Origin of the sequence: Nitrosomonas ureae (genome assembly GCF_900206265.1) — a bacterium.
Lineage (GTDB): Bacteria > Pseudomonadota > Gammaproteobacteria > Burkholderiales > Nitrosomonadaceae > Nitrosomonas > Nitrosomonas ureae_C.
Genome location: NZ_LT907782.1, coordinates 3,048,621 through 3,064,188, shown reverse-complemented (window position 1 = coordinate 3,064,188; position 15,568 = coordinate 3,048,621). Strand labels below are relative to the sequence as shown.

Annotated in this window: 14 protein-coding genes; 4 read left to right on the top strand and 10 right to left on the bottom strand. The window is 49.1% G+C overall.

The window, feature by feature from the left end:
- The coding region (locus CPG39_RS14290; protein ID WP_231990324.1) for a penicillin acylase family protein at nucleotides 1-2,345 on the top strand (2,345 nt) is incomplete at its 5' end.
- Between the two features lie 84 nt (nucleotides 2,346-2,429).
- Here CPG39_RS14290 and CPG39_RS14285 read toward each other — a convergent pair.
- Genes CPG39_RS14285 through CPG39_RS14270 form a run of 4 tightly spaced genes read right to left on the bottom strand, consistent with a single transcriptional unit; the run spans nucleotide 2,430 to nucleotide 5,856 of the window.
- Nucleotides 2,430-2,795 carry a hypothetical protein gene (locus tag CPG39_RS14285; RefSeq protein WP_096294203.1) on the bottom strand — a complete coding sequence of 122 codons (366 nt, stop codon included), beginning with the start codon at nucleotides 2,793-2,795 and terminating at the stop codon, nucleotides 2,430-2,432.
- Nucleotides 2,792-4,099, bottom strand: a complete 1,308-nt coding sequence (gene pepP, locus CPG39_RS14280; protein WP_096294202.1) for a Xaa-Pro aminopeptidase — start codon at nucleotides 4,097-4,099, stop codon at nucleotides 2,792-2,794. The genes CPG39_RS14285 and pepP overlap by 4 nt, the downstream gene beginning before the upstream one ends.
- A 31-nt stretch (nucleotides 4,100-4,130) precedes the next feature.
- The gene (gene murU / locus CPG39_RS14275) at nucleotides 4,131-4,832 is read right to left on the bottom strand and encodes an N-acetylmuramate alpha-1-phosphate uridylyltransferase MurU (protein WP_096294201.1); all 702 of its coding nucleotides are present in this window, start codon (nucleotides 4,830-4,832) and stop codon (nucleotides 4,131-4,133) included.
- A gap of 19 nt (nucleotides 4,833-4,851) precedes the next feature.
- Nucleotides 4,852-5,856: an aminoglycoside phosphotransferase family protein gene (locus tag CPG39_RS14270; RefSeq protein WP_096294200.1), complete on the bottom strand. Its 1,005-nt coding sequence runs from the start codon at nucleotides 5,854-5,856 to the stop codon at nucleotides 4,852-4,854.
- A gap of 217 nt (nucleotides 5,857-6,073) precedes the next feature.
- Here CPG39_RS14270 and CPG39_RS14260 point away from each other — a divergent pair, with 217 nt between their 5' ends.
- Entirely contained in the window at nucleotides 6,074-6,340 is a 267-nt protein-coding gene (locus CPG39_RS14260) for an accessory factor UbiK family protein (protein WP_074721467.1), read from the top strand.
- A 71-nt stretch (nucleotides 6,341-6,411) separates the two neighbouring features.
- Nucleotides 6,412-7,917: a YifB family Mg chelatase-like AAA ATPase gene (locus tag CPG39_RS14255; protein ID WP_096294198.1), complete on the top strand. Its 1,506-nt coding sequence runs from the start codon at nucleotides 6,412-6,414 to the stop codon at nucleotides 7,915-7,917.
- 116 nt (nucleotides 7,918-8,033) lie between these two features.
- Here CPG39_RS14255 and CPG39_RS14250 read toward each other — a convergent pair whose 3' ends face one another.
- Nucleotides 8,034-8,933 carry a sulfotransferase domain-containing protein gene (locus tag CPG39_RS14250; RefSeq protein WP_096294197.1) on the bottom strand — a complete coding sequence of 300 codons (900 nt, stop codon included), beginning with the start codon at nucleotides 8,931-8,933 and terminating at the stop codon, nucleotides 8,034-8,036.
- Between the two features lie 128 nt (nucleotides 8,934-9,061).
- Nucleotides 9,062-9,262 (bottom strand): hypothetical protein, encoded by a 201-nt coding sequence (locus CPG39_RS14245; RefSeq protein WP_145956251.1) that lies wholly within the window; start codon nucleotides 9,260-9,262, stop codon nucleotides 9,062-9,064.
- Nucleotides 9,263-9,571: 309 nt separating this feature from the next.
- Between CPG39_RS14245 and CPG39_RS14240 the strand changes: the two genes are divergently transcribed.
- Nucleotides 9,572-10,453, top strand: a complete 882-nt coding sequence (locus CPG39_RS14240) for a LysR family transcriptional regulator (RefSeq protein ID WP_331716180.1) — start codon at nucleotides 9,572-9,574, stop codon at nucleotides 10,451-10,453.
- Nucleotides 10,454-10,496: 43 nt separating this feature from the next.
- Here the strand turns inward: CPG39_RS14240 and CPG39_RS14235 are convergent, their stop codons facing one another.
- From CPG39_RS14235 to CPG39_RS14225, 4 genes are all read right to left on the bottom strand, one after another.
- A complete protein-coding gene (locus CPG39_RS14235; RefSeq protein ID WP_096294194.1) occupies nucleotides 10,497-12,842 on the bottom strand; it encodes an SLC13 family permease in 2,346 nt (781 codons plus the stop codon).
- A gap of 37 nt (nucleotides 12,843-12,879) precedes the next feature.
- Entirely contained in the window at nucleotides 12,880-14,766 is a 1,887-nt protein-coding gene (locus CPG39_RS14230; protein ID WP_096294193.1) for an SLC13 family permease, read from the bottom strand.
- A 68-nt stretch (nucleotides 14,767-14,834) separates the two neighbouring features.
- Nucleotides 14,835-15,038: a hypothetical protein gene (locus CPG39_RS14605; RefSeq protein ID WP_197702889.1), complete on the bottom strand. Its 204-nt coding sequence runs from the start codon at nucleotides 15,036-15,038 to the stop codon at nucleotides 14,835-14,837.
- Nucleotides 15,039-15,049: 11 nt separating this feature from the next.
- Complete coding sequence (locus tag CPG39_RS14225) at nucleotides 15,050-15,550, bottom strand: sulfite exporter TauE/SafE family protein (RefSeq protein WP_197702888.1); 501 nt, start codon at nucleotides 15,548-15,550, stop codon at nucleotides 15,050-15,052.
- Between the last annotated feature and the right edge of the window lie 18 nt (nucleotides 15,551-15,568).

Genomic DNA, 15,568 nt, shown 5'->3' with positions numbered 1-15,568 from the left:
TGCTTATCGCAGGTTTATTGATTCTTATCAGCGGCTCGCTGCTGCGCGCAAGTTTGCCGCAGTATGACGGCGAAGCGCCGCTTTTTGGATTATCCTCACCTGTACTCATCGACCGGGATGCACTCGGCAGCGTAACCTTCAGAGGCAAAAATCGTTTGGATCTCGCGCTGGCCATGGGCTATGTACATGCACAGGAACGCTTCTTTGAAATGGATTTGATGCGCCGGCAGGCTGCAGGTGAATTATCCGAATTATTGGGCACCGCATCGCTCGCGCATGATCGCAAAGCGCGTGCATTTCGGATGCGTGCCCGCGCTGTCGCAGTTTTACAACAATTACCCGAGACCCAATTACAATTGCTCGATGCCTACCGGGATGGAATAAATCAGGGCATTACAGCGTTGACAGCACGCCCTTTTCCATACCTACTGACACAAACTCAACCTGTGGAATGGCGCAATGAAGACAGCATCTTAGTGATTGCTGCAATGTTTTTTACTCTGAACGAATCCAATATTTATCGTGAACTGGCACTATCCAGCCTGCGCGCGGCGCTACCCGAGTCGGTTTATCGATTTCTCAACGCTCCTGCAGGAAATTGGGATGCGCCGTTGATTGATGAACCCATCGCATTACCGGTACTTCCGTCAGAGGCACACCTCAATCTGCAAGCATTAGACAAGAAACTATTCGACGGCAGTTCATTAGCCACCGAACAATCGCCAGGCAGCAACAGTTTTGCAGTTGCCGGGGCACTGACCGGCGGTGCAGCTATCGTCGCTAATGACATGCATTTGACATTGCGCGTACCTAACCTGTGGTTCAGAACCCGCCTTATCTATCCTGATGCAACAGCTACGGATCAGTTTCACGATATTACCGGCATCAGCTTACCGGGGGTGCCTTCAGTCGTAATCGGCTCAAATCGGCACATCGCCTGGAGCTTCACCAATAGCCACGGAGATTTCTCCGACTGGGTACGGATAAAAATTGATGCCGACGATCCAACGCGGTACCTGGGTTCAACCGGATGGCAGCCGATCAAGATTCACCCTGAAACCATCCTTATCCGTAATGCCGCAGATGAAATTCTGCAAATCTCAGAAACCGAATGGGGCCCTATTCTGGCGCAAGATCACGATAGAACCCCCTTAGCGTTAGCTTGGACGGCATTGCGCCCGGAAGCCATCAATCTTAGATTGATTGACCTGGAGCAGGTCAAATCGGCGCAACAAGCCGCAGAAATTGCGCCCACATTTGGCATCCCGGTACAAAACTTTATCGCCGGTGATCGTCAGGGCAATATCAGTTGGACACTGGCAGGCCGCATCCCCATCCGGTCCGGCGCTTATGATCCCCACATACCCGCTGACTGGACTACTGCGGATGCCGGTTGGAGCGGATGGCTGGAACCTGAACGCTATCCACTCATCAACAACCCTGCCACGCAGCGATTATGGTCAGCGAATTCACGGCCCGTTTCAGGTAATCTGTTGGATCTCCTGGGTAATGGTGGCTACGACTTGGGTGCAAGAGCCACGCAAATTCGCGACAGCCTATTTGCACGCGACCGATTTTCCGTAGCAGACCTGCAAGCTATCCAGTTAGATCAACGCGCGCTCTTGTTAACACGATGGTATCAATTACTGAACACTGTACTGGAATCGGCGGACGATAAGCTGCCGTGGGTTTCAGCTATGAAGAACGCATTAACTGATTGGGATGGACAGGCTTCCACGGACTCGATCGCCTACCGGATTGCTCGTACGTATCGCCATGAAGTAACAAAGATTGTACTGAACGGTCTTACCGCCCAAGTGCGGCAGTACGATGCAGCCTTTATACTACCCCGACTGAGCCAAGCAGAAGTAATCGTGTGGCAGTTGATCGAACAGCAACCCCAACACCTGCTGCCGGCACTGTATAAAAATTGGGAAGAATTGCTCTATCTGTGCGCGCAACAGAGCGCAGAACAAATGCAACAAGATGGCGGCATTACAGAAAGAAGCTGGGGAGAAGTCAATGCAGCACGTATCCGGCATCCACTCAGTCAAAAACTTCCACTCTGGGTTGCACGATGGCTCGATATGCCGAGTGATCCGCTACCCGGTGACCACAACATGCCACGTGTCCAATCCCCCAACTTCGGCGCATCACAACGCTCCGTAGTGGCGCCAGGCCAGGAAGAACATGGCTATTTTGATATGCCGGGAGGTCAAAGTGGCCACCCGCTCTCGCCGTACTACGGTCGCGGACATGCCAACTGGGTCAATGGAAATCTCACGCCGTTTCTTCCGGGTGTCGCGGAAAGACAACTGAAACTCATTGCAGTCAAATCTAAGTGAATGAATTTCAGTAAATTATCTTAGCCAATTAATTTAATTGATCGTACTACCGAGCAATAACACAGACTATCCGCATTCAACAGATTATTTTTTCTGTCCATTCCGGTGTATTTCGGTCTCTTCAATAATTTGTGCGTCTTCGATGCTTTCAGTTGGGTTTACCGCCGATTGCCGGTTCATATCATTGGAATGCTGCATGCCCTTCTCGTATTTGCGGCGCAACCACCAGAACCGTATACCGACGACCACGACTGCTAAAGCAACTAAAGCCAGAAAAGCGGCAAAAAAGAAAATACCGGCGAACACCATAACCACGACAACGGGTATCAGCATTGCATAGGTAAGCCAGCGATTTAAAGGTGAAACGGGCGTACGCTGAAATTCTCCCGATTCATTCTGACGATATTCAGAAATCCGGCTGATAATAATTTTTTTCTCTTCATCATTCATTGCATCAACTCCTCGATTGCAGCAATTGTTTTGGGCGCTGCCACGGTTAAAAGTTCATGGTCGGTTTGAGTAACCACCACATCATCCTCGATGCGGATACCAATATTCCAGAAATGTTCCGGAACATTATCCGCCGGACGAATATAACAACCCGGCTCAACTGTCAGCACCATACCGGGCTGCAATAAACGCCATTCACCCTTTTGCTTGTATTCTCCGACATCATGCACATCCATTCCCAGCCAATGCCCGGTCCTATGCATATAAAAACGCTTATAGTCCCCGGACTCCAGCACAGCCTCCACGCTACCCCGACATAATCCCAAATCGATAAAACCTTGCGCTAACACGCCCAGTGCAGTTTGGTGCGGATCGTTCCAGCTATTTCCCGGTTTCACCTGCAATATAGCCGCCGTCTGCGCAGCCAGCACGAGTTGATACACATCTCTTTGGGCAGCAGTGAATTTTCCATTGACAGGGAATGTCCGCGTAATATCCGCAGCATAACCATCCAGCTCGCAACCCGCGTCAATCAATAACAACTCCCCGGATCTGAGCTCGGCATTATTCTGCACATAATGTAATACGCATGCGTTAGCGCCTCCGGCAACAATCGAAGTATAAGCCGGTGCCTGTGCGCCATGCCGACAGAAGGTATAAAGCAGTTCGGCTTCAATCTCGTTCTCACGCATTCCCGGGATTGTAGTCTGCATTGCACGTTGATGCGCCTGCGCCGAGATATCCGCTGCACGCTGCATGATTTGCAATTCGTCCGTACCTTTAATCAGACGCATTTCATCCAGTATTGCACGATAGTCACGAATCTCGTTCGGCGCAGCAACGCCGGTACGCGCCAATTCACGCACCCGGTTTAGCCAGCCAACGACACGCTGATCCCAGTTCTGATCCAAGCCCAAAGCAGTAAAAACCGCCGGCTGATCCGCAAGTAACCGGGGCAGCAATTCTTCCAATCGGGTTATCGGATACGCTTCGTCAAAACCGAAAACCTCCCTGGCTGCCTCAGGTCCATAGCGAAAACCATCCCAAATTTCACGCTCAGCATCTTTTTCACGGCAAAACAAAATATGCCGGACCGGTGCATGATCAGTTGCGGTAACAATCAGCAACACTGCCTCCGGTTCACGAAAACCCGTCAAGTAATAAAAATAGCTATCAAACCGGTACGGATAATGCGCATCCCGATTGCGCAACCGCTCCGGTGCGGTTGGAATGATTGCCACACCCGCTTGCATTTGAGCAGCCATAAGCTTGCGGCGGGCGATAAAAGGTTGAATATATGTCATAGTTGCCGCCTCAAGTTATTACATCCACTGATTACTTGATCCCCGATTGCGATTTAAGTTGCGCATCCAATGCTTCCAATCGCTGCGGTGTTCCCACATCGATCCATCGTCCGGAAAAATATTCACCGCTTACTTTGCCTTCTGCTACAACTTGTCGCAATAACGGAGCCAGTTTTATCGCCAACCCTGGTTCTATTGCGCCAAACAATTGCGGTTGATAAACGCCGATGCCACTAAACGTTAATCGATTGTCACCTGCCAGCAGGATCTGATTCTGCTGCAACGCAAAATCTCCTGCGGCATGATGCGATGGATTATCAACCAATACCAAGTGCGCCAGCTGCGCCCCTTCTGATTGCATGGCGTTCATTACCGGCAACAGCGATACATAATCCATTTCACAATAGATATCCGCATTGACCACCAGGAACGGTCGATTGCCGGACTGATCTGTCAACAACGGCAAAGCATTGGCTATTCCGCCTGCTGTTTCCAGCACCGTCCGTTCCGGCGAATAATGAATATTAACACCATAGCGCTCACCCGTGCCCAAGGCATTTTCGATCAGCGCACCCAGGTACGCATGGTTAATGACGATATTGGCAAAACCAGCTTGCGCCAGATTTCTCAACTGATATTCAATCAATGTCATTCCCCCAACCTTTAGCAAAGGCTTGGGGATATCGTCAGTCAGCGGGCGCATGCGCTCACCACGCCCCGCCGCGAGAATCATCGCCCTATAAGGAGTGTATCTAAAAGGTGTAACCAACCTTCTGACCTGATTTAGCTGGGTGCAATTCATCCAATAAGCTCAGCAACGCACGAAGCTCCCGGTAACGCTCACACGTTGCGCGCAGATATTCCATCACTAGAGGCATATCGTTCAGATATGCCGCCTTGCCATCGCGATAGTTAAGACGGGCAAAAATCCCTAATACTTTTAAGTGACGTTGCACGCCCATCCATTCAAAATCCCGATAAAAATCCGAAAAATCAGCAGCCACCGGTAATCCGGCCTGGCGTGCTTTTTCCCAATAGCGAATGGTCCAATCCAGAATGCGGTCTTCGTCCCATCGGATATAGGCATCTTTGAATAAGGACACCAGGTCATACGTAATCGGCCCATATACTGCATCCTGAAAATCAAGAATGCCCGGATTCGGCGTGGACACCATCAGATTGCGTGAATGATAATCCCGATGCACCAGCACCTTGGCTTGTGCCAGATTATTCTGCACGATATGCGCAAAAGCATTGCGCAAAACCGTTTGCTGTTTTTCTGAGAGCTTCAGTTGCAAATGCTTTGCAACGTACCAATCAGGAAACAAATCAAGTTCTTGCTGCAATAACGCTTGACCATAAAGTGGCAAGCCCTCGATCCGCTGCGACATTTGCATATGCACCAGCGCATCCGTTGCATCGCGATAAAGTTGATTAGCCAGTTCAGGCGTTTGTTTGAGCGCGTGCAAGAAAGTTGTGTGACCCAGGTCGGATAGCAACAAAAAGCCAAGCTCCGGATTCTGCCCCAGAATTTTGGGCACATGCACGCCGGTCGCCGCCAGAATTTCTGCCACGTGCAAGAAGGGTATGCAATTTTCATATTGAGGCGGCGCATCCATCACAATCAATGTCTGATCATCGAAACCAACCCGGAAATAACGCCGGAAGCTGGCATCCGCAGAAGCAGGCTCCAGCGTGAATAATTTTCCGGGAAATTGTACCCTTATCCAATGTTCAAGCTGTTGTATACGTTCCATTCCTATATCCAAATAATTTATCGTTCCCGGGATCTAAAATACCCAAAATAATTGCTTTTAAAAAGCGTGACAAATTCACTTTGCAGAGTAAAACTGGAACCCTTCTCAATAACAATGGATAATTCGATATTGCAAGAAATTTCGCAACGTGAGATTTTATCACGTCGCTCACTAACCAGCTGATCAACTGGTAAATCAATCAACAAGGAGAACAACGATGCTTAATAAAAATGTAATTGATGAAATCAATGCCAAAGTCAGCGAGATCATGCAAAACAGCCCGGCCAAAGACATCGAGAAAAATATCCGGGTTTTATTATCGGGGGCATTCTCCCGGCTTGAATTAGTCACGCGTGATGAATTTGATGTGCAGCAGGAAGTTTTACAGCGCACCCGTGAAAAACTGATGATTCTTGAAGCCCAGGTTGCCGACCTGGAAGCGCGGCTGAATGCTCGCGAAATACCCACAGAAGCGGATAAATAAACTTATATCTCTTGTTATGCTTGAGTAAATTACAATTCGCATCCGTGTAACTTAAACCTGCGTCTGCCCAGATGGCACTTGCCGTACTCTATAGCCGTGCGCTTTCAGGTGTTCAAGCGCCGTTGGTGACAGTGGAAACACACATCGCCAACGGCTTGCCCAGCTTTACTATCGTCGGTCTTCCCGATACCGAGGTTAAAGAAAGTAAAGACCGTGTCAGGGCCGCGCTGCAGAATGCGCAATTCAAAATCCCCGCGCAGCGTATCACCATCAACCTGGCTCCGGCCGACCTGCCCAAAGAAAGTGGACGATTCGATTTACCCATTGCATTAGGCATACTGGCGGCAACCGGGCAAATTCCCAAAGATAAACTGGATCAATACGAATGGGCTGGGGAACTGGCGCTAACCGGGGAATTACGTCCAATCCATGGCGCGTTGGCGATGACCTACAACGCGTCGCAATCTGGTCGCAGTTTTGTACTGCCTGAACAAAATGCTGCGGAAGCCGCACTGGTCAAAAAAGCGACGATTTACGCGGCCAAATCATTATTGCAAATCTGTGCGCATTTAACCGGGCAAGAAACTTTATCCCGTTTTTCCGGTATCGCAGAAAGTGAAAATGAAGACTCGGTTTACCCGGATCTCGATGAAGTCAAAGGCCAGACGCATGCAAAACGTACATTGGAAATTGCCGCTGCCGGGGGTCATAGCGTTTTGATGATCGGTCCGCCGGGTACCGGAAAATCGATGCTGGCGGCACGCTTTCCGGGCATTTTGCCACCCATGACCGAAACAGAAGCGCTGGAATCCGCAGCCATGCAATCGCTCAGCCATGGCAGTTTTAACATCAGCAACTGGAAACGCCGACCTTTCCGCTCGCCTCATCATACCGCTTCCGGCATTGCATTGGTGGGTGGCGGCAGTAATCCTCGCCCCGGCGAAATTTCACTCGCCATGCACGGCGTACTGTTTCTAGATGAACTGGCCGAATTCGACCGCAAGGTACTGGAAGTCCTGCGCGAACCGCTTGAGTCCGGAAAAATCACCATTTCCCGCGCAGCTCGTCAGGCGGAATTTCCAGCGCAATTTCAATTGATTGCCGCGATGAACCCCTGCCCCTGCGGCTATTTGGGACACACCAATGGTAAATGCCATTGCACCCCCGATCAGGTTTCCCGCTATCGCGCAAAAATCTCCGGCCCGTTACTCGATCGTATCGACATGCAGATCGAAGTTCCGGCTGTGCCGCAAGAGGAATTGATGCGTCAACGAGTGAGTGGTGAGAAAAGCAGCGTCATCCGAGCGCGCGTAACAGAATCGCACCAACGGCAACTCAATCGACAGGGAAAAACCAATAGCCGCCTGAGCGTCAAGGAAATCGATCAACATTGTGCTCTGGATACTACCAGCGAAACTTTGCTCAAAAATGCGATTAGCCGCTTGAATCTATCTGCTCGAGCCTACCATCGTATTTTGAAAGTGGCTCGAACGATTGCGGACTTATCGGGAGTTAATAAAATCAATAATCAGCATATTGCAGAAGCCATTCAGTACCGTAGGTTAGATAAAAAATAAAGCACCCCGCCGCAAGCAGCTGGGTATTAACTGCGTTCTTCAATCTGCTGGTTTTCAACCAGCTTTCGCCCCAAGGGGCGGGGAATTTAACCCGTAGAGATTAAACCCGCAGAGATTCAAAATTTGCTCGCGAGCCAGTGTGCGCATTCGAGTCCCAATTCTTTTACTGCGCGTGCTTCATACTGAGCGGAATCGTCCGCAGTCAGGGTATCCATCCAGCGGCCATTCACCCCTTTGTTAATGAATACTTTTGCGCCTTCATCCCAGAACGCACCACCTAGCGGCACACTTCTCGTGGCATTATTTTTCATCCAATCGAATGTGCAATATTCGACTATAAAAGGCCATCTGTCCTCATTAATGGGAATATCGAGAAAGCGTGCAATTCGACGCATTTCTCCCGGCATGTCGCGTTTGAGATCGTTAAAATGAAGGAGCAAGAGGTTAGGTAACTCTCTAATCTTCCACCAAGAGCGAATGTTTTCCCAGAATGGCCAGAAAGGGTAACCATCCTTGTCCATCCAGTCATGCCAACACTTGCGAATATCTGTCGGCAACGGCGTGAAAGAGGGACCTATAAGCCCTGGAGTATCATTTAATGCCGCATACATTGCTTGATTTCCATTGGAGTAATGGTTATATAGGCTCCACAGAACATCACGCCCATCCCGGCCAATATATATATACTTTGCTTTAGGCGAATATACCAGCGCATCAATAGGCAGGTGCGTTTTTAAAAACCTGCGATGCTTTTGTGCCTCTACCTGAGGTAATTTTATTGCTTTGGGAGGTACGCGTAGATCAAGCCACGGCGACATTTCCGCTACTGCCAGATCTGGGTCGCCATTGAATAATAATTGCCCCACAATTTGCTGAGTCCAAGTTGTGCCTGATTTAGCATATGTTGCAATGACAATATCATCGGGTCTGAACTGAAAATCATTCCAGATTGTCGTGTCAAAATGATTACTATGCAGTTCCTTAGATTTTACCGGCCATTCAATTAAGGTAGACATTCGCGCTTATATCCTTTTCAATAAAAAGTATAAATCTCAACATTTATTTATCCGCGGTTTGCCAGGTGGTTAAGAAATAGCTTAAAAAAATAGATTCTGGTTTTTTGTTACAGAAAGGGTAACAGCCATTAATACCAGATGCCATCATCACCTTCTTTCAGGCATGATCCATTAGCATCCAGCCCGTATGCACACACTATTTTTTCACCAGCAAGTTTTTTTTCATAATTTTCCCTTTCTCTTTCATTAATTATCACCGTAGGACGACCGCACGCGGCTATCAGCATAACTAACAAAGCGATAGTAACTGCATTGATAATACGCTTCATAAAATAACTCCCTATCAATTTTATAAGAATCTTATTTTTTATCAGCGTAAGCATCGAACCTTCTGCAGGATAGGGACTGATTCAGCGAAGTATGTGTATTATTAAGTCCCACTTGGTACTGGTGTAATAGAGCCAGATCCAACAAGGTCAACATAAAACCGATCGGCTCAATGTTCACCCTTTCTTTTTGATGTTTCTCATGTAGTTGTTCATGATGATTACACTAAATTTTTCAATGTAGAATTGTCCACTGCTTCTTATGTAGAATAAAGACTGCTTTTTGGATAAGATTGATCCACCAATGGAGCAATGAATATGGAATTTCTGAATGACATGGCCCTGTTCGTGGAAGTTGTCAAGGCCAGGAGTTTTCGCGGAGCTGCAGATATTATCGGGATGCCGAACTCAACCCTATCGCGACGGATCAGTGCGCTGGAGAAGACGATCGGACTGCGTCTTTTACATCGAACAACGCGCAGGATCACTTTAACCGAGGCTGGTCAGATTTATTTCGAGCGCTGTAAGCGTATCGTCGATGAAGCCAGGCTCGCGCACGAGCAACTCGGCAAAATGCTCGAGCAGCCCAGTGGCGTGCTACGCGCCTCGTTGCCCGTAGATTTTACCGTAACCTACATGGCACCCTTGATCGCCGAATTTGCAAGACTCTATCCGGGCATCGTCTTCGATTTCGATCTTACGTCACGGCGGATCGATCTGGTGAGTGAGCCCTTCGATGTTGCAATCCGCATCGGAGAACCGGAGAACTCGCAATTGATCGCTCGTCTATTAGGCGTGCTCCCCGTGTACCTATACGCTTCGCCTCGTTATCTTAACCGCTCGGGAGAACCTGCCGAGCCTGCCGATCTGGCGCACCATGAGTGTCTGGGCATCATGAAGACTAATACATGGACACTACACAATGGGGCGCACACCACCGAAGTTTCTATTGGTAGCCGATTCAAGCTCAACAGTGTCGGGATGATTTGCCGCTTGGCAGCGCTCGATATGGGCATCATCATAATGTGGGAAAAAATTGTCGCTGATGATCTTGCTAGTGGGCGATTGCGTCGCGTACTACCCCAATGGCATGGCACACCTGTATCCGTCTACGCTGTTACGGAAACCCGGTTACTGCCTGCAAAAACACAGCACTTCATTAAATTCTTACAGGAGCATCTGAGCAAAGCTTAGCCGGATGCATAACAGCATCATGCCAGGCTCTCAGATAATGAATCTAAAGTGGCCAAAATATCGGTAACAGGAAAGCCGTAACCAGAGCCACTACTAAAGTGAGCGGGATGCCAAGCTTCAGGTAATCGATAAATCGATACCCACCCGGACCCATTACTAAGGTATTGGCTGGATGTGCCACCGGGCTCGCGAGACTGGTTGCAGCAATGGCAACCACCATCATTACCGCCTGTGCCGATACGCCCAGCGTTGTACTGAGTGTCAAAGCGATCGGTGCCATGATGAGAACAAGGGCCACGGTCGGCATGATCAAGGCGCCCAGTGTGGTGATGACATAGAGCCCGGAGATAACGAGCCATGGCCCGCCCGGGCCCAGCAGATCCAGCATGCTTTGAGCCAGCCAAGTGGCTGCACCAGTATGTTGCATTGCAGTGCCTAGTGGCAACATACCGGCAATCAGAAAGATTGATCGCCATTCGATTGCGCGGTGTGCCTGTTCCATATTAAGACAACCGCTCAATACCATCAGCGTTGCACCGGCAATGGCCGCAATCGAAATGGGCAATAATTCCATAATAACTGCAGCAACCACTAACAGCATCAATGCACCCGCAAGGGGCGCCTTGCGCGTGTTAATCGGTTTGACTTGTACCGGATTAAGTATCAATAGATCCTCAATCTCGTTAAGCCCGGCCAAACGTGCCTTGGGTCCGACAAAGAGTAATCCATCACCCGATTGCAGAGTCATGGTGCGCAGGCTGGACCGATGCGGTTTTCCTGTACGCCAGATTGCGGCTAATTCCACCTGATAATGCTCATCGAACCGTAAATCTTCAACGCGGCGACCGACAAACTTGCTATGTGGATGTAGCGTTGCCTCGACAAGATCGAGCCCACCTTGCTCGAAGACATCCAGATAAGGAGGTACATCATCCAACCGCTCCAGTTGCTGCAAACCACGCAGCATATCCAGATCGCTTTCCCGTCCCTGGATCAGCAATAGATCCCCTGCTTGAATAATCTCTTCAGAAACCGGTGATTCCAGTACTTCACCACCACGAAAAATACCGAGCAAACGGAAATCAAATGCATCTCCTAGCTGATTCTCGGCTAATGTGGAGTTGGATAATGGCGTATCGTTCGGTACACGCAACACGAACAGGCGCGCATCAAGCTGATAGTTTTTCCGCATTTCATCAGGCGTAACCGGTGCTTCAGCCGAAAACTCCGACACATCATGTAACGCCGCCAGCGCCTGCGGTGTACCCTGTACCAGCAAACGATCATCCTTAGCAATTATCATTTCAGCCAATCGTGTACGGCGTACTAACCCTGCGCGTCGAATTGCCAGTATATTGACTCCGAAATGCTCTCTAAATTCTCTATGATACAAATACTTACCAATCATGGAAGCATGATCGGCCACCGTCAATTCGGCAAGCTTGTTGTCGACCAATAATCTCTCGTGCAAGATTGGCGCCTCGCGCTCAATTTTGAGCGTACTCCAACTGCGTAATCGCTCGAAGTGATCAAAACGACCCTGAGTAAGCAGAATGTCCCCCGCTTGCAACATTGTGTTTGCCCGGGGTAACACTTCGGTTCGCCCTGCACGGGTTAGTGCGATAATTACTAGACCTGCAGCCCAGGTCATCCCGGATTCGGCAATCGTCTTGCCAATCAGTAAAGCATCGGTGGGCACCTGTAGCGCAAAAATACGTTCCTGCAACCCATACTCAGCATGCAAGTTCCGTTGCTTCTCGAGAAGGCGCGTGGTATCGGTTATCGGCAGCAGGTAGCGCCCCATCAGCGCGACAAAAGCGGTACCGGTCAACAGGATGGGTACCCCGATAAAAGCAAAATCGAAGAAATTAAATTCCGTTTCTCCAGCCTCATGCAGTGCGATGCTCACTAACAGGTTCGGAGGGGTACCAATAAGCGTCATGAGTCCACCAAGGAGTGTAGCGTAGGCCAATGGCATCAGCACCCGAGAAGGGGCAATTGCGGAACGTCGGGCAACTTCGATCACCACCGGCAGCATTAATGCCGCTACCGCTATATTGTTCATGAAAGCCGACAATATGCCCGCTGTGATCATGAAGATCGTGATTATACGTACTTCGCTACGTCCACTGACTCGCATTACCAGGCTGCCAATCCGATCGGCGATACCGGCGCGAGTGAGTCCCTCGCTCATGATGTACATTGCCCATACCGTGATCACTGCCGGATTGCTAAAACCGCTAATTGCCTCAGCAGGTGAGACCAACCCAAAGATCGCCAAGCTTGACAGCACCATTAACGCCACCACATCCATGCGTACCCATTCAGTGACAAACAGGATAAAACAGGAAAAAAGAATTCCAAGCACCAACATGATTTCAAAGGTCATTTTTGCTCAGTCTCCGGTTTCGTTTTATTTCCATCAATCAGAGTGGCCAAAAGATCAGCAGCAAGGGAATACTGACAATAATAACTAATATTTCGAGCGGCAACCCAAGCTGCCAGTAATCGCCGAAACGAAAACCGCCCGGACCCAGGATAAGAGTATTATTCTGGTGTCCAATCGGAGTCAAAAATGCGCAGGAAGCACCGATCGCCACCGCCATCAGAAAAGAATCGGCGTTCACTCCTAGCGCAGTCGCGGTGCCAATCGCAATCGGGCACATCACGGCTGCAGTGGCGGCATTATTCATTAGATCGGACAAAAACATTGTAATAATCAGAATAAGTAACAGCCCCATAATGGCATGACCCTGGACAATATTATCAATCAAGAAACGCGCCACCAGATCTGCCATCCCGGTAGATTCCAGTGCGCCGGCTACGGGAATGAGTGACCCGAGTAACACAATTACCGGCCAATCGATCGCTTCATAAACCGCTCGCGGCGGGACGATATGCAAAGCCATCGAAGCCAGTACGCCGAGGGCGAACGAAATAGCTGCCGGCAACAAACCGAAAGCCGCACCACTGACTGCGGCAGCCATGATACCACCGGCAATCAGTGCCTTGCGTTTATCGGGGATGTGTAGCTCACGGTTAGCCAATGGCACACAGCCGAAGTCAGCTGCAAATTCAGCCAGAACTTCTGCCGTACCTTGTAGCAACAGCAAGTCACCAGGCTGAATCTTGAGCGTCCTCAACCGGGTCTTAGCGCGTGAGCCTTCACGAGATACCGCTAGCAGATTGAGTCCATAGCGGGTACGTAACCGTAAATCTGCAGCTGATCGGCCTGAGATCGTTGATTCCGGACGAACAACGAACTCCATCAAAATGACTTCATCGCTCTGCGAAGATTCTTCTTCTACTTCATTGGGTTTCTCAGCGCCAGGATCTTCGCTAATCGCCTTGATATCACTGTTACCCGGGGAGCTCTTGGTCTCATTGCGATTCTTCTTACTATCGTTGTATTGAGTAAACGCTGTATCCGCTTCTTCCAGACTTAAGCCGAGGCTGGACAGAATATCTGCCAGTGTTTCAACTTCAGCTTCAATAATCAGAATATCATCAGCGACTATTTTGAATCGGGTTCGGGGCACAGTTAAATGTTTTTCCTTTCGCACCAAACCCACGACTTGCGCGCCATGTTCATCGAGAACAGTTTCAAGTTTGCGCAAGGTCATCCCGGCAGCTTTACTATCCGCCGCTACGCGCACTTCGGTGATGTAAGCACCGGTCTCAAAACCTTCTATGTCAGCTTGCTTGCGCATCGGTACCAGTCGCCAGCCGACAACCGCGATAAAAATTACTCCGCTTAAGGCTACAGCCAAACCGACAGGGGTAAAATCGAACATACCAAAGCTGCCTGCACCGCTTTGAGCACGAAAGCCTGATACGATCAGGTTCGGCGGTGTTCCGATCATAGTCATCATGCCGCCCAAAATGGTGCCAAAAGCCAATGGCATCAATATTCGTCCGGGTGGCAGATCAAGACGCTCAGCCAGCTGAATAGCCACCGGCATTAAAAGAGCCATTGCACCCACATTGTTCATGAAGCCGGAAAGTGCTGCCCCCAGCCCGACCAGAGCTATCAGATTTAACGTGGGGCCAGCATTCTTCGGTAAGGTATGACGAACTAATACATTGACTGCTCCGGAAGTTTGTAAACCCCTGCTCAATATTAGAATACAGGCCACACTTATCACTGCGGGATGACCGAAACCAGTAAAGGCATCTGCTGTTGCAATCAATCCAGTTAGCACACAAGCAAGTAACGAGCCTACTGCAACCATATCGTGACGCCAACGCCCCCATAAGAACATAGTCATGGTAACCAGCAGAATGATAAGGATTACTGTTTGATTATAAGTCATATTATCTTTTTCAAAAAAACTGATCCCGGAGTTCTATTATTGATCACTATCTAATACTTCGTAATAAATTACTTGCTAAGAAACCATAATCCGAATCCGACAATTGCGACTTCGACAATAATCATGAATACTCGGATTGATAATCTTTCTAACACATGCTTCCCGACATATGAACCAAGGATCATTATTGGACCGATGGTTATGCCATTGAGCCATGTGGTTGGGGAGATTGCACCCAGTTCGTGATAAGTGCCAAGCTTCATGACATGCATTATGGCGGTTCCTAAAGCCTCAGTGCCAATAAACGCACCTTTGACAAGTCCGTAAGAAAGATAAAACGGCGCAAGAAACGGGCCTGCACTACCAGCGATTGCTGAAATGACTGAAAAATCCCGCCTATGAGGGCAAAATATTTCGGATTAAAGCTGGCTATGGCGTGTCCTCGCCAATGACGCCATACAACAGTAAAAATCAGAAAAGTACCAATGATGTTTAAAAGTTTGCTATCCGGAATCTTGGTAAAGAGCCAAGCGCCAAGAATGGAAAATGGAATTGCTCCGACACAAAACCAAAAAACTACTGTCAGCTGAATCAACTGTCGATTAAAGGCAACTCGGCTCAAATTTCCAATTAACTGAATCACTGCATACATCGGAACGGCTTCGCGAACACCGACTGCTTCAATTAGAACGGGAAGCAAAATAATTCCGCCTCCCGTCCCTGCTATTGCCGCTACCGTTGATGCGACAAGCGCTGCCAATGAAATAACCAGCCAGTCTTCCATAACTTACTCATTTCAAAT

Coding starts and splice junctions, on each gene's coding strand:
- CPG39_RS14285 (WP_096294203.1), bottom strand. CDS start 2,795: ATGAATGATGAAGAGAAAAAAATTATTATCAGCCGGATTTCTGAATAT.
- pepP (WP_096294202.1), bottom strand. CDS start 4,099: ATGACATATATTCAACCTTTTATCGCCCGCCGCAAGCTTATGGCTGCT.
- murU (WP_096294201.1), bottom strand. CDS start 4,832: ATGATTCTCGCGGCGGGGCGTGGTGAGCGCATGCGCCCGCTGACTGAC.
- CPG39_RS14270 (WP_096294200.1), bottom strand. CDS start 5,856: ATGGAACGTATACAACAGCTTGAACATTGGATAAGGGTACAATTTCCC.
- CPG39_RS14260 (WP_074721467.1), top strand. CDS start 6,074: ATGCTTAATAAAAATGTAATTGATGAAATCAATGCCAAAGTCAGCGAG.
- CPG39_RS14255 (WP_096294198.1), top strand. CDS start 6,412: ATGGCACTTGCCGTACTCTATAGCCGTGCGCTTTCAGGTGTTCAAGCG.
- CPG39_RS14250 (WP_096294197.1), bottom strand. CDS start 8,933: ATGTCTACCTTAATTGAATGGCCGGTAAAATCTAAGGAACTGCATAGT.
- CPG39_RS14245 (WP_145956251.1), bottom strand. CDS start 9,262: ATGAAGCGTATTATCAATGCAGTTACTATCGCTTTGTTAGTTATGCTG.
- CPG39_RS14240 (WP_331716180.1), top strand. CDS start 9,572: ATGAATATGGAATTTCTGAATGACATGGCCCTGTTCGTGGAAGTTGTC.
- CPG39_RS14235 (WP_096294194.1), bottom strand. CDS start 12,842: ATGACCTTTGAAATCATGTTGGTGCTTGGAATTCTTTTTTCCTGTTTT.
- CPG39_RS14230 (WP_096294193.1), bottom strand. CDS start 14,766: ATGACTTATAATCAAACAGTAATCCTTATCATTCTGCTGGTTACCATG.
- CPG39_RS14605 (WP_197702889.1), bottom strand. CDS start 15,038: ATGCATGTCATGAAGCTTGGCACTTATCACGAACTGGGTGCAATCTCC.
- CPG39_RS14225 (WP_197702888.1), bottom strand. CDS start 15,550: ATGGAAGACTGGCTGGTTATTTCATTGGCAGCGCTTGTCGCATCAACG.